A 23,051-nucleotide genomic window follows, 5' to 3' on the forward strand; every position below is an offset into this window, starting at 1 on the left:
TCCACCCTGACTGATGCGCAGCGCCATCCTCGGCTTCGTCGCCGGCGCCTTCTGGCTGCAAAATTGCGCGACGCTGCCATCCACGCGCCTGCAGGCGGCCTGCGCGCTGGCCGCGCTGCTGGTGCTGCTTCTCGTGCGCGCGTACGGGCACGGGCGCGCAGGCATGCCCACGCACGTGGGCGTGCGCGCGGGCGCGACGCTGCTGGCCGGCGTCCTGTCCGGCTACGCCTGGGCTGCCTTGCTGGCCCAGGCGGCATTGACGCCACACCTGGCGCCGCAGGACGAGGGCCGCGACCTGGCGGTGGTCGGCGTCGTCGAGAGCCTGCCTTACGTGTTCGAGCAGGGCGTGCGCTTCAACTTCCGCGTCGAGCGGGCCCTCGAGCCGGGTCTCGAGCTGCCTCCGCACCTCGCGCTGGCCTGGTACGCGGCGGACGCCAGCCGAGGCGGCGGCCGCCGCAGCGCCGACTCCCGTCCGGTCCCCGCGCTGCGGCCCGGCGAGCGCTGGCAGCTGACGCTGCGCCTGCAGCGCCCGCACGGCAACGCCAACCCGGGCGGCTTCGATTACGAAGCCTGGCTGCTCGAGCAAGGCCTGCGCGCCACCGGCTACGTGCGCGCCGGGCCGGGCAGGGAGGACGCGGACAACCGGCGGCTCGATGCTTTCGTGCCCTCGGCCGGCGCGATCGTCGAGCGTGTCCGCGCGCTCCTGCGCGCGCGCATCCTGCACGCGCTGGCCGGCAAGACCTATGCGCCGGTGATCGTCGCGCTGGTGATCGGCGACCAGCGCGGCATCGGGCAGTCCGACTGGCAGATGTTCAACCGGACCGGCATCGGCCACCTGATTTCGATCTCGGGCCTGCACATCACCATGATCGCGGGACTGGCCGCGCTGGGCGTGTCGGCGCTGTGGCGGCGGTCCTTCTTCACCGGATTGCAATTGCCGCTGCGTTTGCCGGCGCAGAAGGTCGCGGCGCTGGCGGGGGCGGGAACGGCGCTGGCCTACGTGCTGCTGGCCGGCTTCGGCGTGCCGGCCCAGCGCACCTTGTACATGCTGGCCGTGGTCGCACTGGCGCTGTGGACCGGGCGCAGCGCCGCTGTCTCGCACGTGCTGTGCTGCGCCCTCGGCATCGTGGTCCTGCTCGATCCCTGGGCCGTGCTGTGGCCGGGTTTCTGGCTCTCGTTCGGCGCGGTGGCGATCCTGCTGTACGCCGGCCACGGCCGCATCGGGCCGGCCGCGCGCGCTCTGGGCGCCAGCCTGATCGGGGTGGGGCGCACGCAATGGGCGGTGACGGCCGGGATGGTGCCCTTGTCGATGCTGCTGTTCGCCCAGGTCTCGCTGGTCAGTCCGCTCGCCAACGCGATCGCGATCCCGCTGGTCAGTTTCGTGGTCACGCCGCTGGCGCTGGCCGGCAGCCTGCTGCCCGACCCGCTGTGCGGCTGGCTGCTGCATCTCGCGCACGCGGCGGTGGCGGCCCTGGCCGCGCTGCTCGCAGCGCTGTCGAACTGGCCGGCGGCGGTGTGGCGCGCGCCGGCCCCGAGCTGGTGGGTGTTCGGGTTCGCCCTGGCCGGGACGCTCTGGCTGCTGGCGCCGCGCGGCTGGCCGCTGCGCTGGACCGGCGTTCTGGCCTGGCTGCCGCTGCTGCTGGCCGCGCCCGACACTCCAGAACGCGGCGACGTCCGCGTCACCGCCTTCGACGTGGGCCAGGGCATGGCGCTGCTGGTCGAGACCGCCGGCCATCGCCTTTTGTACGACACGGGGCCCGGCTATGCGCCCGGCAGCGACGCCGGCAGCCGGGTGATCCTGCCTTACCTGCGCAAGCGCGGCATCGTGTCCCTGGACGGCATGGTGATCAGCCATGCGGATGCCGACCATAGCGGCGGCGCGCCGGCACTGCTGGCGGAGCTCGACGTCGGCTGGCTTGCCTCGTCTCTCGGCGACGGCCACCCGGCACTGCAGGCGGCGCGCCGGCCGCTGCGCTGCATGGCGGGACAGCAGTGGACGTGGGACGGGGTGCGCTTCACGATGCTGCATCCGCCGGCGGCGAGCTACCTCGACGCCGGCCTGAAGACCAACGCGCGCAGCTGCGTATTGCGCATCGACGATGGCCGCCACCCGCTGTTGCTGGCCGGCGACATCGAAGCGGCGCAGGAAGCAGCCCTGGTCGCCGCTGCAGCCGGTGCGCTGCGCGCCGACGTCCTGCTCGCGCCGCACCACGGCAGCGGCACATCTTCGAGTCCCGACTTCCTGCAGGCGGTGGCGCCCGAGGTCGGCGTGTTCCAGGTCGGCTGGCGCAACCGCTATCGCCATCCGAAGGCGCAAGTCTATGCGCGCTACGGCGAACTCGGCGTCGCCCGCTTGCGTACCGACGAGCTCGGTGCGCTGACGCTCGACTTCGGCGCAGAGGTGCAGAGCAGCGGCTACCGCATGGCGCACGCACGCTACTGGTACAGCCATTGACACATGGTCAAAGCTGGCTGGAAAACAATGTGTCTTACTATGTGACAATGATGTCGGGAAATTTTACAATCGGAAAAGATTCCAGACGTCACGTAAATGCAAGTGATTGATAACAATACAGAATGTTTTGTAGGCACAATTGTTGCGTACCTTACTCGTGTTGCTTAACTGACTGGGTAAACTCATGAAACAATTCTTGGTTGCGGCGATCGCCGCCATGTCGATTCACGCTAGCAGCCACGCTGATGTGATGTACCGCTGGACCGACGTCACGGACGGCAAACCGGCGAACGCCGCGATGACGCTGGTGTTTTCGGACGACGCCGTGGCGAAGGGCACGTTCAGCTACCATCTGGCGCCGACGAACACGATCTCGGATGGAAACGGCTTGAAGTCGTTCGGCTTCAGCATCGACGGCATCACGCCGATGAGTTACACCCCGGGCGCCGAACTGTTCCGCTATGGCCTGGGCCAGCTGGACCTGAACCTGAGCTTCGATGCGGCCGGCTACCTGACCGGTTCGATCTCGGCCAATGACCAGAACAGCGACTTCGCCATGGCCAGCAGCAGCGCCGGCCTGTTCTCGTTCAGCCGCATGGGTTCCGACCAGGACCCGATGGGGACCAAGTTCAGCTGCGGCGCCTACACCCGCTACACCTGCACCTCGACCGGCATGATGGAGCGCGTGTCGCTGGTGCACACCGCCGCCGTACTGAGCGCGGACGTGCCGGAGCCGGGCAGCCTGGCCCTGATCGGCGCCGGTTTGCTGGGCTTGCTGGGTCTGCGCCGCACGGCCAAGCGCCGCGGCTAAGTCGACCGGCTGAGTCGACCGGCTAAGTCGAGTGGTTGATGCCGGCCGCACGGGTGGCGGCGACTGCGCGCGGCAGCGAAATCGTCACGCGCAGTCCGCCGCCCGGCCGGTTGGCGGCGGCGATGCGCCCGCCGTGGTTCTCGATCACGCGCTTGGCGATCGCCAGGCCCAGCCCGTGGCCGTCGACATTGTTGCGGGTCGGGTTCGAGCGGAAGAAGGGTTCGAAGATCTCGCCCAGGTGTTCCTCGGCGATGCCGGGACCGCGGTCGAGCACGTCGACGTGGACCTGGTCGTGGTCCGGATGCAGCATCAGTTCCACCTTGCCCCCGGCGCCGCCATGCTTGACCGCGTTGCGCACGATGTTCTCGACCGCGCTCCACAGCAGGTCGGGCGCGCCGCGCACCGTCATCGGCAGCGCGGCCTCGACCTCGATCCGGGCGCCGGCCTCGAAGCGGGCGTCGTCGGCGATCTGGTCGACCATCTCGACCACGTCGATCAACTCATCGCCGGCCTGTACGGTCGCCGCTTCCAGGCGCGACAGCGTCAGCAGCTCGCCGACCAGGCGGTCCATGCGCACGCTTTCGCGCTCGATGCGCTCCAGCGACGCCTGCAGCTTGTCGGGCTGCTGGTGCGCCAGGCCGATCGCGGCCTGCAGGCGCGCCAGCGGCGAGCGCAGCTCGTGCGACACGTCGTGCAGCAGGCGGCGCTGGCCCTCCATCAGCGCGCGCAGCTGGGCGCTCATGCGGTCGAAGTCGTGGCCGAGCTCGGCCAGTTCGTCGCCGCCGACGCCGATCCTTGCGGCATCGAACTTGGGCGCCAGGTCGCCGGCGGCGGCCGCTTCGAAGGCGATCCGCAGCGCGCGGATGGGGCGCGAAAAATACCAGGCCAGCAGCACCGCGAACAGCAGGCTGGCCAGCGTGGCCGCGGTCAGCGGCAACCAGCGGTTGACGTGATGGCCGAATTCGGGCGGGAGACCGAACCAGCCGCCGCCCGGACCACCGGGTCCGCCGGGGCCGCCCGCAGCGCCCGGCATGTCGGGCATGCCGGGCGCATCGCCATTCCCCGGCGCCCCCGCGCGCAGCCCGGCCACGCGCGACGCAAACGCCAGGTAATTGCGGCCGTCCGGCCCGCGCAGGCGCGCGACCGCGTGGGTCGCTCCGCCGTTGTCAAGGTTGCGTTCGACTTCTTCGCGCAGGCGTGGCGAGACCGGACGCCCGAGCAGTTCGTGGCCCTCCTCGTCGAGCACGAACAGGCGGATGCGGCGGCTGCCCGCAGCCAGCTCGCGCAGGCCATCGACGCCGCCGTGCTTGAGGGTGGCGGCGGCCGCATCGAGCATGATGAAGGCCGGCGGGCCGAGGTCCAGGGTCGGCTCGCCGCTGCGCTGGCGCGCCTGGTCGCGCAGCCACAGCGTGCCGCCGATGCCGATGGTGGCGGCGACCTGGGCGAGCAGGATCGACAGGAAGAACTTCCAGAACAGACGGCCCATTGCGGCGCCTATTCGCGGATCAGCTGGTAGCCGAGCCGGTACACCGTCTGCAGGCAGGAGCGGCCGTCGGACAGGGTGCCGAGCTTGTGGCGCAGGCTGGACAGGTGGACGTCGATGTTGCGGTCGAAGCGCGCCAGCGGACGTCCCAGGCCCTGCTCGGACAGATCGTTCTTGCTGACCGGGCGGCCGGCATTGCGCGCCAGGACTTCGAGCAGGTTGAATTCGGTGCTGGTCAGTTCCAGCGGCTGGCCTTCCCAGGTCGCGCGGCGCTGCTCGGGCAGCATGGTCAGCTTGCCGACCGTGAGCGTGATGCCGGGCCCCTCGTTGCCGGTATGCTGGGTGCGGCGCAGGATCGCACGCACGCGCGCGGTGAGCTCGCGCGGCGTGCACGGCTTGGTGACATAGTCGTCGGCGCCCAGCTCGAGGCCGAGGATGCGGTCGGCATCGTCGCCGCGCGCGGTCAGCATCAGGATCGGCATGCGGCTGGCGGCGCGGATGCGGCGCAGCGTCTCGATGCCGTTCACGCGCGGCATCATCACGTCGAGAATGGCGATCGCATACTGTCCGCTCAGCGCTTCGCGCGCGCCCAGCTCGCCGTCGTAGGCGCAGCTGACGCGGAAGCCCTCCTGTTCGAGGTATTCGGAAAACATGCCGACGAGCTCGATGTCGTCATCGATGAGCAGTACTTGGTTCATGCTCGCATCTTAGCAAAGGCGGGCAGGGCGCAGGCCGTTGGCGATGTGTCTTTACCCCCTTTTACATCGGGCAACACCGATTAACGGGCGCGGCCCCCAGAATGCAGTCTCCGATTCGACACAGATCCAAGGATGCTCACCATGAAATTGATTCGCCACCGCATGGCGGCTGCGCTGTTGTCCACCGCCATCGGCGCCTGCTGCGCCGGCTCCGCCTTCGCCGCCGGCGCGCCGGAGGCGCCGCCGGCCGAACCAGGCACGGGCGGCCCAGGTGGTTCGCACGGTTTCGGCGGACCCGGACCCGGCATGCCCGGTCCGGAGATGCCTTTCGACGCGGCGCCAGGGATGCCCGGCATGCATGGCGCCCATGATGGCCTCATGGGCCACCTGCACGGCCTGAACCTGAGCGAAGCCCAGCAGGACAAGCTGTTCGCGATCCACCACGCGGCCCAGCCCGAGCAGCGCGAGCACATGAAGGCGGTCCGCAAGGCGCACGAGGCGCTGGCCGAACTGGCGCGCGCCGTGCGTTTCGACGATGCCCGCGCCGCCGCGCTGTCGCGCGACCTCGGCCAGGCCATCGCCGCCGAGGCGCTGCTGCACGCGCGTACCGAAGCGCAGGCGCTGGCCGTGCTCACGCCCGAGCAGCGCGAGCGGCTGCAGCGTCACCGCGCGCCCGGTGCGCAGATGCACGCCGGCCGCGGCGCGCAGGGCCAGCAAGCGCCGCAGGGGCAGCCTGCCCAGCCGGCGGCGCCTGCACGCAACTGAGCGGCAACTGGGCGGCAACCGAGCGGCAACCGAGCGGCAACCGAGCGGCAACCGAGCGGCAACCGAGCGGCAACCGAGCCGCGAGCGCATGGTCGATCGAGCAGGTGGTCGAGTAGGCGCTCGCCTCTAATCGCGGCCGGCATCGGCGGCGCAGACCGTACAATGGGCCTTCGCCACCGACCCTTGCCGCCAATGACCGCGCCGTCCACGCTTCCGCTGCTGCATTTTACCCACGGGAACAGCTACCCGTCCGGCGCCTACGGCCGCCTGCTGGAGGCGCTGGCGCGGGACTACGACGTGCGCGTCACCGACATGCTCGGCCACGATCCGCGCTTCCCGGTCGACGAGAGCTGGCGCTCGCTGGTCGACGAACTGATCGCGCGCCTCGAGCAGCATGCCCGCCCGGCGATCCTGGTCGGCCATTCGCTCGGCGGCGCGGTCAGCACGCTGGCGGCCTGGCGCCGTCCCGACCTGGCGCGCTGCGTCGTGATGCTCGATTCGCCGGTGGTCGCCGGCTGGCGCGCCCAGGTGTGGCGGCTGGCCAAGGCGCTCGGGCTGGGGCCCAGGCTGTCGCCGGGCACGATCGCCGAGCGCCGGCGCGACACCTGGCCCTCGCGCGCGGCCGCGTACGAGCACTTCATCGCCAAGCCGATGTTCCAGGCCTGGGCGCCCGGCGCGCTCGACGATTACCTCGAGCACGGGCTGGTTGCGGACCCGGCGGGCGGCGTGCGCCTGCGTTTCCAGCGCGACGTCGAAGCGGCGATCTACGCCAGCCTGCCGCACGGCATGGGTGCGCTGTTGCGCCGGCCGTTTCCGGTGCCGGTCGGTTTCATCGCCGGCACGCGTTCGAACGAGCTGCGCCAGGCCGGCCTGGCGGCCACGCGCCGGCTGGTCGGCGACAATTTCACCACCATCGAAGGCACGCATCTTTACCCGATGGAGCATCCCGCACTCACCGCTCGATTGACGCGCGCGATGATCGAACGGCTGCTGGCCGGGCAGGGGGCGCCTGCGGGGCACGGCGCCATCGTCGCGTAGTCGTCCCATCATCGCCGCATCATCGCCGCATGATCGTCGCATCCCCGGTGCCTTTTGCCCGTCCTTCGCGTAAAATTGCGGGAATTTCAATTCCACCCAGCACTGGACGTCAGCGATGAGCATCAAGAGCGACAAATGGATCCGCCGCATGGCGGAAGAGACCGGCATGATCGAGCCGTTCTCGCCGAACCAGGTCCGCGAAAGCGAAGGCCGCAAGATCATTTCCTGGGGCACCTCCTCGTACGGCTACGACATCCGCTGCGCCGACGAATTCAAGGTGTTCACCAACATCAACAGCACCATCGTCGACCCGAAGAACTTCGATTCGAACTCGTTCGTGGACATCAAGAGCGACGTCTGCATCATCCCGCCCAATTCCTTCGCGCTGGCGCGCACCATCGAATACTTCCGCATCCCGCGCAACGTGCTGACCGTCTGCCTGGGCAAGTCGACCTATGCGCGCTGCGGCATCATCGTCAACGTGACGCCGTTCGAGCCGGAATGGGAAGGCTACGTGACGCTGGAATTTTCCAACACCACGCCGCTGCCGGCCAAGATCTATGCGGGCGAGGGTTGCGCGCAGGTGCTGTTCTTCGAGAGCGACGAGGTGTGCGAAACCTCGTACAAGGACCGTGGGGGCAAGTACCAGGGCCAGCACGGGGTGACGCTGCCCAAGACCTGAAGCGGCAGGAGTGTGCCATGCAAAAAGGGAGACCGTGGTCTCCCTTTTTCATGTCCCGCTCCCTGATCGGGCTTCAGCCGCCGCGCTGCGCCAGGCTTTCGAGGTCCTTGATGCGCTGTTCGGCGCGTTGGCGCATACATCCGAGGAACATCTGGGCGGCGGCGGTGCCGCCGGCCCAGCGCGCTTCCTCGGCCGCGCAGTCGGCTTCGCGGAACTTGATCCAGGCGCGCTGCGCGACGATGACTTTCTGCTTGAGTGCCGCGGCGTCGGCGCTGCCCAAGGCCTGCATCGTGTGCGCATAGGTCGCGTTCAGCTTGTCCTCCATCGCCTTCTGCTCGACTTGCGCGCATTCGTTCAGGTCGATCGTCGAGTACGCATTCCTGCAGTCGAGCGCGAAGGCGGACCCCGACGCCGTGCCCAGCCCGATGGCCAGCACGGCGCGGAGGATGCCGGCACAAGCAGGGCGGCGAACGCCTGTCATGATCAATCGTCCTGCCGCACGCAATCCACGAAGTAGCCCAGCTTGCCATCCACCTCGCGCTTGACCAGCCCGTGCACGTCGGTCTCGAAGCCCGGGAAGCGCTCGTTGAAGTCGCGCGCGAAGCGCAGGTAGTCGACGATGGTCCTGTTGAAGCGCTCGCCCGGGATCAACAGCGGGATGCCCGGCGGGTAGGGCGTCAGCAGGATCGCGGTGATGCGGCCTTCGAGCTCGTCGATCGCCACGCGGTCGATCTCGCGGTGCGCCATCTTGGCGAAAGCGTCCGACGGCTTCATCGCCGGGATCATGTCCGACAAGTACATCTCTGTGGTCAGGCGCGCCACGTCGCGCGACTTGTAGAAGTCGTGGATCGACTGGCACAGGTCGCGCAGGCCCCAGGATTCGTAGCGCGGGTTGACCGTGCAGAATTCCGGCATGATGCGCCACATCGGCTGGTTGCGGTCGTAGTCGTCCTTGAACTGCTGCAGCGCGGTCACCAGGGTGTTCCAGCGGCCCTTGGTGATACCGATCGTGAACAGGATGAAGAACGAGTACAGGCCGCACTTCTCGATGATCACGCCGTGCTCGGCCAGGTACTTGGTCACGATCGAGGCCGGGATGCCGGACTCGCCGAACGAACCGTCCAGCGCCAGGCCCGGTGTCACCACCGTGGCCTTGATCGGGTCGAGCATGTTGAAGCCCGGCGCCAGGTGGCCGAAGCCGTGCCAGGTGTCTTCGGCGTGGATCATCCAGTCTTCCTGGGTGCCGATGCCTTCCTCGCTGGTGACCTTCGGGCCCCAGACCTGGAACCACCAGTCTTCGCCGATTTCCTCGTCGACCTTTTGCATCGCGCGGCGGAAGTCGAGCGCTTCGTAGATCGATTCCTCGACCAGCGCGGTGCCGCCCGGCGCTTCCATCATCGCCGCGGCGACGTCGCACGAGGCGATGATCGAGTACTGCGGTGAGGTCGACGTATGCATCAGGTAGGCCTCGTTGAAGGCGTCCTGGTCGAGCTTGACGGTTTCCGACTCGCGCACCAGCACCTGCGAGGCCTGCGACAGGCCGGCCAGCAGCTTGTGGGTCGACTGGGTCGAGAAGATCATCGACTGCTTGGCGCGCGGCCGGTCGCGCCCGATCGCGTGCATGTTCTTGTAGAAGTCGTGGAAGGTCGCGTGCGGGATCCAGGCTTCGTCGAAGTGCAGGGTGTCGATCTCGCCGTCGAGCAGCTCGCGCAGGGTCTCGACGTTGTACACCACGCCATCGTAGGTCGACTGCGTGATGGTCAGGATGCGCGGCTTCTTGTTCTTGGCTTCGCGTGCGAACGGGTTCGCTTCGATTTTCCGACGGATCGACTCCGGCGAGAATTCCGACAGCGGGATCGGACCGATGATGCCGAGGTTGTTCCGGGTCGGCATCAGGAACACGGGAATCGCGCCGCACATGATGATCGAGTGCAGGATCGACTTGTGGCAGTTGCGGTCGACCACGACGATGTCGCCCGGCGCCACGGTCGAGTGCCAGACCATCTTGTTCGAGGTCGAGGTGCCGTTGGTCACGAAGTAGCAGTGGTCGGCGTTATAGATGCGCGCGGCGTTGCGCTCGGACTTGGCCACCGGGCCGGTGTGATCCAGCAGCTGGCCGAGTTCCTCGACCGCGTTGCAGACGTCGGCGCGCAGCATGTTCTCGCCAAAGAACTGGTGGAACATCTGGCCGATCGGGCTCTTCAGGAAGGCGACGCCGCCCGAGTGTCCCGGGCAGTGCCAGGAATACGAACCGTCGTTGGCGTAGTTGACCAGCGCGCGGAAGAACGGCGGCGCCAGGCTGTCCAGGTAAGACTTGGCTTCGCGGATGATGTGGCGCGCGACGAATTCCGGCGTGTCCTCGAACATGTGGATGAAGCCGTGCAGCTCCTTCAGGATGTCGTTCGGGATGTGGCGGCTGGTGCGCGTTTCGCCATAGATGTAGATCGGGATGTCCGAGTTCTTGTGGCGGATTTCCTGCACGAAGGCGCGCAGGCCGGCCAGCGCGACATCGGCTTCCTCCGCGCTGCCGCCGCCGAATTCCTCATCGTCGATCGAGAGCACGAAGGCCGACGCGCGCGACTGCTGCTGGGCGAACTGCGACAGGTCGCCGTAGCTGGTCACGCCGACCACCTCCATGCCTTCTTTTTCCATCGCCTCGGCGAGCGCGCGAATGCCGAGACCCGAGGTGTTCTCGGAACGGAAGTCCTCGTCAATGATGACGATAGGGAAACGAAATTTCATGGACAGCTCCAAAGACAAGCGCCGCGCTCCCCATTCCGCTCGTTGAGGAATGGCCGGGCACGGCACCGAAAAAAATCAAGATGCGGATTTTCGCAGAAAATGCTGCGCGCGGTGCAAAAATTTTTGCTAGGTTAGCCAGACTCGGCCGAGAGCGGCGCACCGTTACCGCTCGGGGCGCCGATCCGCCGCGTAGGATAAAAAGCCGACCGTTCGCTTTGCGTTAATCGGCTAACGGAACAGCCCGCCATGCGGCCATAAAGTGATCGAACGGTATCCGCAGCGCACGCCGATACCGGCCGCTATCTTTACGCAATCGAGGTTGTCATGAGCACAGTCAGCGTCACGTTCGAAAGCAAGGTCCCCGCCACCCCCGGCGACCTGTGGAAATGGAGCACCTCGGTGCACGGTGTCGACGCCGAGATGGCGCCGGTGCTCAAGCTCGATTTTCCGAAAGGCATGGAGCAGATTCCGGAAGACCGCAACTCGCTCGGCAAGCCGCTGGGCAACTGCAAATTCCTGCTGTTCGGCCTGATCCCGGTCGACCTGTCGCGCCTGACCTTCGTCGAGGTCGAACCGGGCCGGCGCTTCGTCGAACAGTCGCCGCTGCTGTCGATGAAGGACTGGCGCCACGAGCGCGTGATCGCGCCGGGTCCGGACGGCACGCGCGTGGTCGACAAGCTCGAGTTCACGCCGCGCTTCGCCACCGGCATGGTCAAGTGGTTCATCTCGCAATTCTTCAAGCACCGCCACACGGTGCTGCGCCGGACGTTCCAGGAGCGTCGTTCGCAGGCGCGGGTGCAGCGCACGTCGCCGTACGCGAGCGTATAAACGTCCAACCCAGCGCGCCCGCGCGCGCCGCCTCAGTGCGCGGCCGCCGGGGCCTGGATTTCCGCTTCCGGCGCCACCAGGCTGCCGAGCGGATCGAAGTGGGTCCAGGCGAACGCGCCCAGCACGAAGCCGACCACGGCCACCGCATAGGTGACGGTGAGCAGCCAGCGGCGGCGCGTAAGCAGTGTGATCGCCGCCAGCGAGATCGCGATCTGCTCGGCGGTGGTCGCCAGCGCCCACTGGTGATGGGTGTGCAGCGCGTGCTCGGACTTCCTGTTCCACTCTTCGGATGACGCTTCCAGCTTCTCGGCATCCTTCTTGATTCTGGTTTTGTCGGCGTCGTACTGGGCCATCTTGGCCTTGTACTTGCCCTGGTCGGCGCCGGGCAGATTCATCGCCATCTCGGCCAGGTTCTGGCGGCTCGACTTGGCCTGGTAAAAATTCCACTGGTCGGAGGCGGCGGTCTTGTCGATCGCGGCGTTGCTCTTGTACAGGGCGGCGTCGTTCTGGGTGGCGCCGCCCATGTAGCCGAACAGCGCGCCGACGGTCGCCAGCACGGCGGTCATCACCGCGATCTTGTTGGAGAAGCCGTCGCCGCCGTGTTCGGCGACGTGTTCGACCGCGTGGTCGTGCGGCCCGTGGACGTGGAAACCGTGTTCGGACATGGCGTTACTTTACTTTTTCGTAGGTGACGAAGGAAAAATCGAGGTCCTGTTCGCTCGAATGCTGCGGCTCGCGCGCGACGGCCGCCCATTGGGCCGGGTCGATCTCGGGGAAGAAGGTGTCGCAGCGGTATGCGCGCTCGATGTGGGTGACGATCATGCGGTCGGCGAGCGCCATGCTCTCGCCGAAGATCTGGGCGCCGCCGATGATCGATGCCGGCGCCTCTCCCGCCAGCGCCACCGCGTCTTCCAGCGACGCCGCGACCTCGACGCCCTCGAAGCGCCAGTCCGGGTTGCGCGTGACGACGATGTTGCGCCGGCCCGGCAGCGGCCGCCCGATCGAGTCGAAGGTCTTGCGGCCCATGATGATCGGCTGGCCCATGGTCACGCGCTTGAAGTGCGCCAGGTCCTCGGGCAGCTTCCAGGGCAGGGCGTTGTCGACGCCGATGCCGCGCTGGGCGTCCATCGCGACCACCAGGGTGATGTGCTTGGCCATGTCGTGTCTCCTGCGTTAGACGGCGACCGGCGCCTTGATGGCCGGATGCGGGTCGTAGCCGACGATCTCGAAGTCCTCGAACCGGTAGTCGAACAGCGAGTCCGGCTTGCGGCGGATGACCAGCTGCGGCAGCGCACGCTCGTCGCGCGACAGTTGCAGCCGCACCTGCTCCATGTGGTTCGAGTACAGGTGGCAGTCGCCGCCGGTCCACACGAAGTCGCCGACTTCCAGGCCGGCTTGCTGCGCCATCATGTGGGTCAGCAGCGCGTACGAGGCGATGTTGAACGGCACCCCGAGGAAGATGTCGGCGCTGCGCTGGTACAACTGGCACGACAGCTTGCCGTCGGCGACGTAGAACTGGAACAGCGCATGGCATGGCGGCAGCTTCATCTTCGGCACGTCGGCCACGTTCCAGGCCGAGACGATCATGCGGCGCGAGTCCGGATTGTGCTTGATCTGGTCCATGACCTGGCTGATCTGGTCGATGTGCTCGCCGGACGGCGTGGGCCAGCTGCGCCACTGGTAGCCGTAGATCGGCCCGAGTTCGCCGTCGGCGTCGGCCCATTCGTCCCAGATCGAGACGCCGTTGTCCTTCAGGTAGGCGATGTTGGTCGAACCGGCCAGGAACCAGACCAGTTCATGGATGATCGACTTCAGGTGCAGCTTCTTGGTGGTCACCAGCGGAAAGCCGGCTTGCAGGTCGAAACGCATCTGGTGGCCGAACACCGAGCGCGTGCCGGTGCCGGTGCGGTCGGTTTTGACCGTGCCGTGCTCGAGCACATGGCGCATCAGGTCGAGGTATTGGCGCATCGGAAAATGGTGGGTATGAAAAGCCGCATTTTAACCGATGGCCGCGCGGAAGACTTCGCTCCTTATTTTACCGTAATAAATCAATGACGGATCAGCGGTTCAGCTTAGTTGCCTGTGTCGCTGGGTCACCGCGCCACCGCCTGCGCCAGCAGCGCCACCGCTTCGCGCACGCGCGCGTCCGGCGTGTCCAGCAGGTTGTCGCCCACGTACAGCTCGAAGTAGCAGGTCTCGGGCAGCGCCGCGTGGTTGACGCGGTTGAACAGCCAGATGCCGTGGCGTTCGGCCAGCTCGGCGCGGATCGCCAGCGCGCGCTCGCGGCTCACCGGCAGGTGCAGGTGCAGCATGTTGGCTTGCGGCGCGGCCGGATTGACGCGGATGACGGGATAGTCGCGTAGCACCTCGACCAGGAACTGGGTGCGCCGGAAGTAATCCGGCATGGCGGCCAGGCGCTGTTCGAACTGCATCGCCGCCGCCACCACGTAGGGCGAGCGGTGGATCACGTTGCCGCCCTGGCGCTTGAACCACTCGGCCGCGCGCGCGACAAATGCGTGCGAACCGGCCAGCATCGCGCCGCCCAGGCCACCGATGCCTTTGTACAAAGAGACGTAGACCGAATCGAAGCCGCTGGCGATCTCCGCCGCGCCGCGGCCGTAGCCGGCCTGGGCTTCCCACAGGCGCGCGCCGTCCATGTGCAGATGGATGCCGTGCCGGCGGCAGTGCGCCTTGATCGCTTCGAGTTCGTCCCACTCGGACAACTGGCCGCCGATCTCGCGCATCGGGATTTCCAGCGCCACGGCCGAGAGACGGTCGGGAATCGTGGTGATGTCGGCCGCTGCCCAGGGACGGTGGCGGTCGCCCACCTGCAACGCATCGAAGTGGCCGAGCAGCTGGTAGTTCGAGCGTTCGTGCACGATGATGTGCGAAGTCGGATGCAGCGCCACCGGGGCCATGCCGCGGTCGAGCGCGGCCAGGCGCAGCGCGGTCACCTGGGTCAGGGTGCCGCTGATGCAGAATACCGCCGCCTCGAAGCCGAGCAGGCGTGCGATGCGCTGTTCGAACTCGCGGATCAGCGGTCCGTCGCCGTAGACGTCGTGCTGCACTTGATTGGCCTCGCACCAGGCGGCCATCGCCGCGAAGGTGTCGGCGGGCGTGCGCGCGCGGTGGCCGGGCAGGATGGTGGTGCAGCGATCGAGCAGGTCGGACAAGGTGGGCTCCGTGATGGCGTTGGTCGGCGCGTGATGCGCATCGCCCCGGTCAAAGCCGGGGCGACGGACGCATTACTTTACACGGAATGCCCCTCGCGCGCACGCGTGGGCGCGAGGCTTCAGCCGGCGTTCAGGAGCGGACGACCCGGACCGGTGAGCGCCACGGCCGTATCGGCGGCGGCGTCCAGCTTGAACAGTCGCACCGCTTGCGCCAGCTGGGCCGCCTGCTCGTGCATCGCCTGGGCGGCGGCGCTGGCCTGCTCGACCAGCGCGGCATTCTGCTGGGTCACCTCGTCCATCTGGCCGACCGAGCGGTTGATGTCTTCGATGCCTTCGCTCTGCTCGCTGTTGGCGGCGCTGAGGCGCGCCATGATCGTGGTGACCTGGCTGGCGCTGGCCAGCACTTCCTGCATCGTGTGACCGGCGTCGCCGACCACGCGGCTGCCGGCGTCGACTTCCGCGTTCGACGCCTGGATCAGGGCCTTGATTTCGCGCGCCGCGGCCGCGCTGCGCTGGGCCAGGTTGCGCACCTCGCTGGCGACCACCGCGAAACCGCGGCCCTGTTCGCCGGCGCGCGCCGCTTCCACCGCGGCGTTGAGCGCCAGGATGTTGGTCTGGAAGGCGATGCCGTCGATGACGCCGATGATGTCGTTGATCTTGCCGGAAGACTGCTTGATCGAATTCATGGTGTCGATCACCTGCGACACCATGCGGCCGCCTTCCTGCGCCACCGTCGACGTGTTCACGGCGAGCTGGTTGGCTTGCTGGGTGTCGCCGGCATTGCGGCGCACGGTCTCGGTCAGCTCGTGCATCGCGTTGGCGGTGCTGGCCAGGCTGGCGGCCTGTTCTTCGGTGCGCGAGCACAGGTCGAGGTTGCCGGCCGAGATTTCGCTCGAGGCGGTGGCGATCTGCTCGGCGCCGTTGCGCACCTGGCCGACCACTTCCGACAGGCCGCTGGTGATGTTGTTCATCGCCTGGGCCAGCAGGCCGATCTCGTCGCGCCGCGAGGCGGCGAGGTGCACCGTCAGGTCGCCGTGGGCGATGCGTTCGGCGGCGTCGCGCGCCGCATCCAGCGGACGGGTGACGATGCGCTTGATCACGCCCTGCAGGATCGCGGCGAACACCGCCAGCGCCACCAGGCCGATCACGATGTAGCGGTTGCGCAGCTGCGCCGCTTCGCGCGTGATCTCGTCCTCGTAGGTGGTGCCGACGATCAGCCAGTTCCAGTCCTTGAACAGCGTGAAGGCGGCGACCTTGGCGCGCACCGCGGTTTCGCCTTGCTCGGCGTTGGCCCACGGGTAGGTGGTCAAGCCTTCGTGCTTGTCCAGCATCTCGCGCACGAATTCGCGGCCATCGCTGTCGCGGCTGGCGAGGATGTTCTGGCCTTCCTTGGCCGGGTGCACGATCACGTCGCCGTAGGTCGCGCCGGGCGTGGCCTTGAGCACGTAGAAGTAGCCGGTCTCGCCGATCTTCATCGCCTTGATCTTTTGCTTCATGAAGTTCATCGCGTCGTCGATGTCGACGCCGACGTACAGGATGCCGATGGTGCGGCCGCCCGCATCGCGGATCGGTTCGTAGTCGGTCATGTACTGCTTGCCGAACAGCTTGGCCAGGCCGATGTAGGGCTTGCCGTCGCGCAGCGCCGCATACGCCGGGCTGGCGTGGTCGAGCACGGTGCCGACGGCGCGCTCGCCGTTTTCCTTCTTGACCGAAGTGCTGATGCGCACGAAGTCCTCGCCGTCGAGCACGAACACGGTGGCGTTGCCGCCGGTCTGGCGCGTGAACTGGTCGGGGTGCGAGAAGTCGAGGTTGACCGGCTTGCCGCCGCTCTCGAGCGTGGGCACGTTGCGCTCGCCGATCTTGACCGTGTGCGCGGTATCGAGCGTAAAGGCGCCGTCGAAGCCGGTGGCGAAGATGCGGCCGTAGCTGACGGTCTGGCTGCCCAGCGCCTTGTTGAACAGCTCCACCGCGCTGACCAGGCTGCGCAACTCGCCCTGCATCTTGTCGACGGCGCGGTCGTGCAGCATCGACGAGGTAGTCCAGCTTAGGGTGACGAGCAGGCCGGCGAGGATGGCCCCGACCAGCGCGAAAGTGAACGCCGTGATCTTGGAACCGACGGTCCAGTCGGCGAAACTGAGCAATTTGCTGCGCATAAGTTGTTCGAATTGGACAGGAGATTACCGGATGGTAACCGAATGTCCGCATGGAAACACGCAAATCCGGTAATTCGAACATAAATACAACAGTGAATTACGACTGCAATGACTGTTGTTATATTTATTTATTTGAGCAAATCATTCAGTATGCGGTCTATCCATGCTCGACCTGTACGTGATGAAACTGCAGCGCCGCCAGGTTCGCGTAGATCCCGCCGAGCGCGACCAGCGAGGCGTGCGTCCCGGTCTCGACGATGCGGCCGTCTTCCATCACGACGATGCGGTCGGCGCGCTGCACGGTCGCCAGGCGGTGTGCGATGACCAGGGTGGTGCGCCCGACCATCGCCGCTTCCAGCGCCTTTTGCACCAGGCGTTCCGATTCGGCGTCGAGCGCGCTGGTGGCTTCGTCGAGCAGCAGCAGCGGCGGGTTCTTCAGCAGCGCGCGCGCGATCGCGATGCGCTGGCGCTGGCCGCCCGACAGGCGTACGCCGCGCTCGCCCAGGAACGAGGCGTAGCCTTCCGGCAGGCGCTCGATGAATTCGTGGGCGGCGGCCATTTTTGCGGCGGCGATCACTTCGGCGTCGGTGGCATCGATGCGGCCGTAGCGGATATTTTCCATCGCGTTGGCCGAGAAGATGATGGTGTCCTGCGGGACGATGCCGATCGCGCCGCGCAGCGTGTGCAGTGCCAGCGCGCGGATGTCGACCCCATCGAGCAGGATCGCGCCCGCTTGCGGATCGTAAAAGCGCAGCAGCAGCTGGAACAGCGTGCTCTTGCCGGCGCCCGAAGGGCCGACGATGGCGACCGTCTCGCCCGGCCTGACGTCGAGGCTGACGCGGTCGAGCGCCGCGCTGTCCGGCCGCGACGGGTAGTTGAAGGCGACATCCTGCAAGCGCAATGTGCTGCCTCCGGCCAGGCGCGGCGGCAGGGCTGCGGGCGCCGCCGGTTCCTGGATCGGCGAGCGCACCGCCAGCAGTTCGAGCAAGCGCTCGGCGGCGCCGGCCGCGCGCTGGGCCTCGCCCATCACTTCCGACAGCGCACCGATCGCGCCCGAGACGATCGAGGCGTACAGGATGAACTGGCCGAGGTCGCCGCCGGTCATGGTCCCGGCCAGCACCGCGTGCGCGCCTAGCCACAGCACGAAGACGATGGCGCCGAAGATCAGCACGATCGCGACCATCGTCAGCCAGGCGCGCGCGCGGATGCGCCGCATCGCGGTGGCAAACGCGCTTTCGACCGAGGCGCCGAAGCGCCCGGCTTCGCGTGTCTCCTGGGTGAAGGCCTGCACGGTCGGCATGGCGTTGAGGATCTCGCCGGCCAGCGCGGAGGCGTCGGCGATGCGGTCCTGCGAATCGCGCGAGAGCGTGCGCACGCGCCGCCCGAACAGCACGATCGGCACCACCACCAGCACCAGCAGGCCGAGGATGATCGAGGTCAGCTTGGGGCTGGTCACGAACAGCATCGCCAGGCCGCCGGCGAACAGCAGCGTGTTGCGCAGGGCCAGCGAGATGCTGGTGCCGACCACCGACTGGATCAGCGTGGTGTCGGTGGTCAGGCGCGACAGCACTTCGCCGGTTTGGGTGGTCTCGAAGAATTCCGGGCTCTGGGCCACCACGTGGCGGTAGACCGCGCTGCGGATGTCCGCGGTGACGCGCTCGCCCAGCCAGGACACCATGTAGAAGCGCGCGGCGGTCGCCACCGCCAGCAGGCTGGCGACGCCGAACAGCGCCAGGAAGGTGGCGTTGACGTGTTCGATGCCGGCCTGGCCGGCCTGGGCGTTGAAGCCGTGGTCGATCATCTGCTTGAAGGCGTAGGGGATGGTCAGCGTGGCGCCGGCGGCGAGCACCAGCGCGATCCCGGCCAGCAGGAACTGGCGCCGATACGGCGCGAGGAAGGGCAGCAGGCCGCGCAGGGCGGCCAGGCTGCCCTTGGCGCGGATGCTGGAAGCGTTGGCGCTGTGCGTGGAAGGCGCTTCTTGCGGCGCCGCTGGAGGTCGTGAATCGTTCATCGTTCTTTCAGTTCAGAGATGCATGGCTTGGACGTAGCCGGTCAGTTCGAGGTAGCCGCGCCCGGCCGGCTGGCCGTCGCGCTCGAGGCGCACGGCGCCTTCCCAGTACACCGCGCCGGTCGAGCGGCGCGAGTCGAGTTCCTGGTCGTTCTGCAGCGGGGCCAGGCGCCAACGGGTTGTGCCGGTGTTCAGGACGGTCGCCACCGGATAGCTGGCGCCGGTGCGCGGCGAGGTCCAGTGCGTCTGCGGTGCGAAGCTCACCTGGCTGGTGTCGTACTGCGTGGTGCGGCCGTCGCGTTCGCGCAATGCCGCGTGCGCCCACAGCTTGCTGCCGTCCTTGGCGCGGATCTGGAAGGCCATCAGCGCGGCGCCGTCGTCGAGGTTGGCGCCGACCCAGTCCCAGCCGGCGGCATCCGGGTCGAGCACCTGGCTGGACCATTCGTGGTCGAGCCAGGCGGTGCCGCGCACGCGCGTGCCCGCGTCCGCGCCCGTGCCCGCGACGGTGCCTTCGACCGCCAGCTGCGGCTCGCTGTAGTAATAGCTGGCGTGGCTCGGATCGGCGCCTTTTTGCGAGAAGCCGGCCTGGCCCTGCAGCAGCACCGGCTGGGTCGGGCGCAGCGTGAGGTCGAACGACAGCGCGCCCGAGCGCACGCTGACCCGGTAGCGGCCGTCGCTCTGGCGCCGCATGGTCCAGTCCTCCAGCTTGACGTCGGTGTCGCCGGTCTTGGCGTAGGCCAGGCCGAAGCCTTCGCGCGCGATGCGCTGGTCGTGCACCAGGTGGCCGAGCGCCGGATCGGACAGCGCGGCGTGGCCGATGATCAGCTGCTTCGGCGCGAAGGCGCTCGGGTTGGCGGTGTCGGAGGCGCCGCGGCTGCGAAAGAACGTGACCTGGAAGCCGAGCGGCTTGCCGCCTGGCGTGTCGAGCCAGCCTGTGACGTACCACCACTCGGTGCGGTAGTCCGGATGCGCGCCGAAGTCGTTCGGGAACGCGAGCGTGCGCCCGGGCGTGACCGGGGCGTACACCGGCGGCGCGGCGTGCGCCAGCGCGGCGATGAGGCCGAAGAGCAAGGCGAACAGGACGCGCATCACCAGTCCTCCCGCACCGCGCGCACCGGCCCGCCGGACAGCGCGTACCGCCCCGACACCAGCGCCGTGGCCACCGAGGCCGCGACCAGCACCGCCGCCACGCTGGCGAGCAGCGGCCAGGGCAGGTGCAGCTGCATGGTCCAGTGGAACGATTGCGGATTGACGACGAACACCAGGATCAGGCTGATGAGCAGGCCGAGCACGAAGCCGGTCGCCACCCCGAGCGTGGTCAGCGCGCCGCCTTCGATCGCCAGGATGCGCAGCACCTGTCCGCGCGTCACGCCGACGTGGCGCAGCATGCCGAATTCCTTGGCGCGCGCCAGCGTCTGCGCCGAAAAGGTCGCGGCCACGCCGGACAGGCCGATGACGATGGCGATCGCTTCGAGCAAATAGGTGACGGCGAAACTGCGGTCGAAGATTTTCAGGCTGGCGGAGCGGATGTCGCCGGGTCTCATCAGCGCCAGTGCGCGCCCGAAGGGCAGGGCCCGTACCGCGGCCTCGAGCTTTTCGACCGGCACGCCGGGCGCGGCCCACAGCGCGCAATCGGTGACGGTGGCGTCGCCGGTGAGTCGGCGGTAGTCGGCCAGGCGCACCACCGCCGAGCCGCTCTGGTTGGCGTAGTCGCGCCAGACGCCGGCCACGAAAAAGGGTTCGGCGCGTCCGCCCAGCGGCAGCATGAGGGTCTGGCCCGGGTGGACGCGGTACAGGTCGGTCATCGCTTCGGACACCCAGACCGGACGCGCGCCGGCCGGGAGCGGGACGCTCTCGCCGACCAGCGCCAGCAGGCGGCCGGGATCGGCGGCGTCGATGTCGCGCGCGACCAGCACGATGCTCGGACGCGCGGCGTCCAGCGACAGCGGCCGGGTGCGCAGGAAGGCGGCGCGGCCGGCTTCGGGAAGATGCGCCAGCGCAGCCTGCTCGTCCGGACCAAAGGCGCCGGTGTTGCCCCCGCTTGACGTGCGCAGGTACAGGTCGGCCGGCAGGATGTGCACGATCCAGTCGTCGACCGAGACGCGGAAGCTGGCCACCATGATGCCCATCGCGACCATCAGGGAAAAGCTGGCCAGCACGCCGCCCAGCGCGATCGAGGCCTGGCCCGGGGCATTGGCCAGGCGCGCCAGCGTGAGCGCGAGCACCGGCGACGCGCCCGCGCCTGCATGTGCGCCTGCGCGTGCGTGCGCGCGGCGCTGCTGCAGCCGGTCGAGCGCGCGGAATACGCTCGCGGCCAGGCGCGGCATCAGGCCGATGCCGCCGACCAGCAGCAGCGCCACCGCGAAGTAGCCGAACAGCGGCAGCCCGGCCACCGGCGGTGCGAAAGCGAACAGCGCGGCCAGCGCCAGGCACGCCAGCGAAGGCCGGACACGCGCCAGGCGTTCCAGCGCGGCTTCGTCGTTGCCCGACTTGAGGGCGACGGCCGGCTTGGCGCGCGCCGCTTCCAGCGCCGGCGCCGCGCAGCCGAGCAGCGCCACGCCCAGGCCGAGCGTGAAGAACACCAGCGCCGCGACGGGTGCGAACTGGACCTGCGGATGCACGCCCGGAAAGTAGCCGGCGCCGAGGTCGCCGCCGAACAGGTCGAGCGCGGCGGCCGCCAGCCCGTAGCCGGCGCCGATCCCGAGCAGCGCGCCGAGCACGCCCAGGCTGGCGCCTTCGACCAGCACCTGGCGCAGCAGCGCGCCGCGCGACAGCCCGAGCGTGCGCAGCAGCGCGAACTGGCTGCGCCGGCGCAGCACCGACAGCGCCTGGGTCGAAAACACCAGGAAAGCGCCGGTGAACAGCGCCACCAGCGCCAGCACGGTCAGGTTGACGCGGTAGGCGCGGCTGAGGTTATTGTTGCGGCTTTCCTGGTTGGCGTCGTTGGGACGCGCGACCAGGAAGCGGCCCGGGTAGGCCTGGTCGAGTTCGGCCGCCAGCTCGCGCTCGAAGCGCGCGCGGTCGACGCCGTCGCGCAGCTTGAGGTCGATGCGCGACAGCTTGCCGACCTGGCCGAAGCGCCACTGCGCGGCGCCGATGTCCATCACGCCGATGCGCTGGCCGCTGCGCGCACGCAGCACCGGCCCGGCCACGCGCAGGGGCACGTCCCCGGTGCCGGCGCGCAGAGTCACGGTGGCGCCGGCCGCCTTGCCGAGCCAGGCCTGGCTGGCCGCTGAGAGGAAAATGGCGTCGTCGGCCAGTGTGTCGAACGGCCGATCCTTGTCGGGCACGCCCATCAGGTCGGGCGAGATATAGCTGGCGCGCAGCGCATCGAGGCCGATGATCTTCAGTGCACCGGATACCTTGCCGGATGACGGCGCCACGGCGGCGTCCAGCTCGAGCACCGGCGAGGCGACCGCCACGCCGGCGTGCGCGGCCAGGCGCGGATAGACCGCTTCGTCGAACAGCGCCTCGCGGCCGCTCACCTGGACGTCGGCCTGGCCGGCCAGCGACTGGATCGCCGCCGAGAACTCGTTGAAGGCGGCGGCATTGATCAGGTGGATCGCAAAGCCCATCGCGACGCCGACCGCGATCGCGACCGTGGCGAGGAAGGCGCGCATCGGGTGCGCGCGCCACTCGCCGAGCAGCAGCCAGCGCGAGAGCTGGCTCAGGCCGGACATTGCACCGCCATCGATTCGGCGTGGCGCCGCAGCTTGGTGCGCAGCCCCTCCTGCTGGGCCGGCGTGTGCGCCTTGGACAGGTCTTCCTGCAGCCATTTCTGCTGCAGGCGCAGCTGGTCGCAGTGCTGCACCTGCTTGACCTCGACGCGCCCGCTGCGCGCCTGGGCGCGCCGCTCGCGCTCTGCCGCGGCCTGCGCTTTGGCCGACTGCCTGGCCTGCTCGCGCGCCAGCGCCACCTGGTCCCTGGCCAGTGCGGTACGTTCCTTTTCCAGCTCGAGCAGGGCGCGCGCGTCGCCGGTGCCGACGTCGGCCGCTTCGCCGATGGACACGCCGGCCCCGATGCCGGCGCCGCCCTGCATCGCGGGCGGCGCCAGCGTCTCGCCCTTGCCGTCGGCGCAGGGGCGGTCGCTGTAGCTGACCTTGCCGTCGGCGCGGCATTTGTAGACCGGCTGGGCGGCGTGGGCGGCCGCGCTCAGCAGGGTGCCTGCAAGAAATACGGTCGAGATTTTCAACATCGCCATCGAAGGTCTCCTGG

General features: G+C 68.4%; 19 protein-coding genes. 6 read left to right on the forward strand and 13 right to left on the reverse strand.

Features of this window, described 5'->3' with window-relative positions; all coding sequences use genetic code 11:
• Positions 1-13: 13 nt before the first annotated feature.
• Both FA90_RS05175 and FA90_RS05180 read left to right on the forward strand, forming a co-directional pair.
• Positions 14-2,455 carry a DNA internalization-related competence protein ComEC/Rec2 gene (locus FA90_RS05175; protein WP_036166613.1) on the forward strand — a complete coding sequence of 814 codons (2,442 nt, stop codon included), beginning with the start codon at positions 14-16 and terminating at the stop codon, positions 2,453-2,455.
• Positions 2,456-2,639: 184 nt separating this feature from the next.
• Positions 2,640-3,266, forward strand: coding sequence for a PEP-CTERM sorting domain-containing protein (locus FA90_RS05180; RefSeq protein WP_081933661.1), 627 nt, complete (start codon positions 2,640-2,642; stop codon positions 3,264-3,266).
• Between the two features lie 22 nt (positions 3,267-3,288).
• Here FA90_RS05180 and FA90_RS05185 read toward each other — a convergent pair whose 3' ends face one another.
• A complete protein-coding gene (locus tag FA90_RS05185) occupies positions 3,289-4,752 on the reverse strand; it encodes an ATP-binding protein (protein WP_051971447.1) in 1,464 nt (487 codons plus the stop codon).
• Between the two features lie 8 nt (positions 4,753-4,760).
• The gene (locus FA90_RS05190) at positions 4,761-5,447 is read right to left on the reverse strand and encodes a response regulator transcription factor (RefSeq protein ID WP_036166619.1); all 687 of its coding nucleotides are present in this window, start codon (positions 5,445-5,447) and stop codon (positions 4,761-4,763) included.
• Between the two features lie 141 nt (positions 5,448-5,588).
• Between FA90_RS05190 and FA90_RS05195 the strand changes: the two genes are divergently transcribed.
• The 3 genes from FA90_RS05195 (at position 5,589) to dcd (ending at position 7,932) form a co-directional block, all read left to right on the forward strand.
• A complete protein-coding gene (locus FA90_RS05195; RefSeq protein WP_239700549.1) occupies positions 5,589-6,212 on the forward strand; it encodes a Spy/CpxP family protein refolding chaperone in 624 nt (207 codons plus the stop codon).
• Positions 6,213-6,404: 192 nt separating this feature from the next.
• The gene (locus FA90_RS05200; RefSeq protein ID WP_036166622.1) at positions 6,405-7,250 is read left to right on the forward strand and encodes an alpha/beta fold hydrolase; all 846 of its coding nucleotides are present in this window, start codon (positions 6,405-6,407) and stop codon (positions 7,248-7,250) included.
• A 115-nt stretch (positions 7,251-7,365) separates the two neighbouring features.
• Positions 7,366-7,932, forward strand: a complete 567-nt coding sequence (dcd, locus tag FA90_RS05205) for a dCTP deaminase (protein WP_036166625.1) — start codon at positions 7,366-7,368, stop codon at positions 7,930-7,932.
• 73 nt (positions 7,933-8,005) lie between these two features.
• Here dcd and FA90_RS05210 read toward each other — a convergent pair whose 3' ends face one another.
• Both FA90_RS05210 and FA90_RS05215 read right to left on the reverse strand, forming a co-directional pair.
• A complete protein-coding gene (locus FA90_RS05210) occupies positions 8,006-8,413 on the reverse strand; it encodes a lysozyme inhibitor LprI family protein (protein ID WP_081933662.1) in 408 nt (135 codons plus the stop codon).
• A 2-nt stretch (positions 8,414-8,415) separates the two neighbouring features.
• A complete protein-coding gene (locus tag FA90_RS05215) occupies positions 8,416-10,674 on the reverse strand; it encodes an arginine/lysine/ornithine decarboxylase (protein WP_036174250.1) in 2,259 nt (752 codons plus the stop codon).
• A 324-nt stretch (positions 10,675-10,998) separates the two neighbouring features.
• Between FA90_RS05215 and FA90_RS05220 the strand changes: the two genes are divergently transcribed.
• On the forward strand, positions 10,999-11,502 hold the full coding sequence (locus FA90_RS05220) for a hypothetical protein (protein WP_051971450.1): 504 nt from the start codon (positions 10,999-11,001) through the stop codon (positions 11,500-11,502).
• Positions 11,503-11,534: 32 nt separating this feature from the next.
• Here the strand turns inward: FA90_RS05220 and FA90_RS05225 are convergent, their stop codons facing one another.
• From FA90_RS05225 to FA90_RS05265, 9 genes are all read right to left on the reverse strand, one after another.
• On the reverse strand, positions 11,535-12,167 hold the full coding sequence (locus FA90_RS05225) for a DUF4337 domain-containing protein (RefSeq protein ID WP_036166631.1): 633 nt from the start codon (positions 12,165-12,167) through the stop codon (positions 11,535-11,537).
• Between the two features lie 4 nt (positions 12,168-12,171).
• On the reverse strand, positions 12,172-12,660 hold the full coding sequence (locus FA90_RS05230) for a dihydrofolate reductase (RefSeq protein WP_036166633.1): 489 nt from the start codon (positions 12,658-12,660) through the stop codon (positions 12,172-12,174).
• A gap of 15 nt (positions 12,661-12,675) precedes the next feature.
• Positions 12,676-13,470, reverse strand: a complete 795-nt coding sequence (thyA, locus tag FA90_RS05235) for a thymidylate synthase (protein ID WP_036166636.1) — start codon at positions 13,468-13,470, stop codon at positions 12,676-12,678.
• A 125-nt stretch (positions 13,471-13,595) separates the two neighbouring features.
• Positions 13,596-14,675 carry a low specificity L-threonine aldolase gene (locus tag FA90_RS05240; RefSeq protein WP_239700551.1) on the reverse strand — a complete coding sequence of 360 codons (1,080 nt, stop codon included), beginning with the start codon at positions 14,673-14,675 and terminating at the stop codon, positions 13,596-13,598.
• Between the two features lie 119 nt (positions 14,676-14,794).
• Complete coding sequence (locus tag FA90_RS05245) at positions 14,795-16,828, reverse strand: Cache 3/Cache 2 fusion domain-containing protein (RefSeq protein ID WP_036166641.1); 2,034 nt, start codon at positions 16,826-16,828, stop codon at positions 14,795-14,797.
• Between the two features lie 157 nt (positions 16,829-16,985).
• The gene (locus FA90_RS05250; protein WP_036166644.1) at positions 16,986-18,839 is read right to left on the reverse strand and encodes an ABC transporter transmembrane domain-containing protein; all 1,854 of its coding nucleotides are present in this window, start codon (positions 18,837-18,839) and stop codon (positions 16,986-16,988) included.
• Between the two features lie 12 nt (positions 18,840-18,851).
• A complete protein-coding gene (locus FA90_RS05255; protein ID WP_036166647.1) occupies positions 18,852-19,925 on the reverse strand; it encodes a lipocalin-like domain-containing protein in 1,074 nt (357 codons plus the stop codon).
• Positions 19,925-22,516: an FtsX-like permease family protein gene (locus tag FA90_RS05260; RefSeq protein WP_036166649.1), complete on the reverse strand. Its 2,592-nt coding sequence runs from the start codon at positions 22,514-22,516 to the stop codon at positions 19,925-19,927. Before FA90_RS05260 ends, FA90_RS05255 begins: the two co-directional genes overlap by 1 nt.
• Positions 22,504-23,037 carry a DUF4124 domain-containing protein gene (locus tag FA90_RS05265; RefSeq protein WP_036166652.1) on the reverse strand — a complete coding sequence of 178 codons (534 nt, stop codon included), beginning with the start codon at positions 23,035-23,037 and terminating at the stop codon, positions 22,504-22,506. Before FA90_RS05265 ends, FA90_RS05260 begins: the two co-directional genes overlap by 13 nt.
• Positions 23,038-23,051 lie beyond the last annotated feature (14 nt).

It is taken from the genome of Massilia sp. 9096, from assembly GCF_000745265.1.
Taxonomy (GTDB): Bacteria; Pseudomonadota; Gammaproteobacteria; order Burkholderiales; family Burkholderiaceae_D; genus Telluria.

Bases quoted from the DNA above. Each gene is read 5' to 3' on its own strand.
- FA90_RS05175 (WP_036166613.1), top strand. From the start codon at position 14: ATGCGCAGCGCCATCCTCGGCTTCGTCGCCGGCGCCTTCTGGCTGCAA.
- FA90_RS05180 (WP_081933661.1), top strand. From the start codon at position 2,640: ATGAAACAATTCTTGGTTGCGGCGATCGCCGCCATGTCGATTCACGCT.
- FA90_RS05185 (WP_051971447.1), bottom strand. From the start codon at position 4,752: ATGGGCCGTCTGTTCTGGAAGTTCTTCCTGTCGATCCTGCTCGCCCAG.
- FA90_RS05190 (WP_036166619.1), bottom strand. From the start codon at position 5,447: ATGAACCAAGTACTGCTCATCGATGACGACATCGAGCTCGTCGGCATG.
- FA90_RS05195 (WP_239700549.1), top strand. From the start codon at position 5,589: ATGAAATTGATTCGCCACCGCATGGCGGCTGCGCTGTTGTCCACCGCC.
- FA90_RS05200 (WP_036166622.1), top strand. From the start codon at position 6,405: ATGACCGCGCCGTCCACGCTTCCGCTGCTGCATTTTACCCACGGGAAC.
- dcd (WP_036166625.1), top strand. From the start codon at position 7,366: ATGAGCATCAAGAGCGACAAATGGATCCGCCGCATGGCGGAAGAGACC.
- FA90_RS05210 (WP_081933662.1), bottom strand. From the start codon at position 8,413: ATGACAGGCGTTCGCCGCCCTGCTTGTGCCGGCATCCTCCGCGCCGTG.
- FA90_RS05215 (WP_036174250.1), bottom strand. From the start codon at position 10,674: ATGAAATTTCGTTTCCCTATCGTCATCATTGACGAGGACTTCCGTTCC.
- FA90_RS05220 (WP_051971450.1), top strand. From the start codon at position 10,999: ATGAGCACAGTCAGCGTCACGTTCGAAAGCAAGGTCCCCGCCACCCCC.
- FA90_RS05225 (WP_036166631.1), bottom strand. From the start codon at position 12,167: ATGTCCGAACACGGTTTCCACGTCCACGGGCCGCACGACCACGCGGTC.
- FA90_RS05230 (WP_036166633.1), bottom strand. From the start codon at position 12,660: ATGGCCAAGCACATCACCCTGGTGGTCGCGATGGACGCCCAGCGCGGC.
- thyA (WP_036166636.1), bottom strand. From the start codon at position 13,470: ATGCGCCAATACCTCGACCTGATGCGCCATGTGCTCGAGCACGGCACG.
- FA90_RS05245 (WP_036166641.1), bottom strand. From the start codon at position 16,828: ATGCGCAGCAAATTGCTCAGTTTCGCCGACTGGACCGTCGGTTCCAAG.
- FA90_RS05250 (WP_036166644.1), bottom strand. From the start codon at position 18,839: ATGAACGATTCACGACCTCCAGCGGCGCCGCAAGAAGCGCCTTCCACG.
- FA90_RS05255 (WP_036166647.1), bottom strand. From the start codon at position 19,925: ATGCGCGTCCTGTTCGCCTTGCTCTTCGGCCTCATCGCCGCGCTGGCG.
- FA90_RS05260 (WP_036166649.1), bottom strand. From the start codon at position 22,516: ATGTCCGGCCTGAGCCAGCTCTCGCGCTGGCTGCTGCTCGGCGAGTGG.
- FA90_RS05265 (WP_036166652.1), bottom strand. From the start codon at position 23,037: ATGGCGATGTTGAAAATCTCGACCGTATTTCTTGCAGGCACCCTGCTG.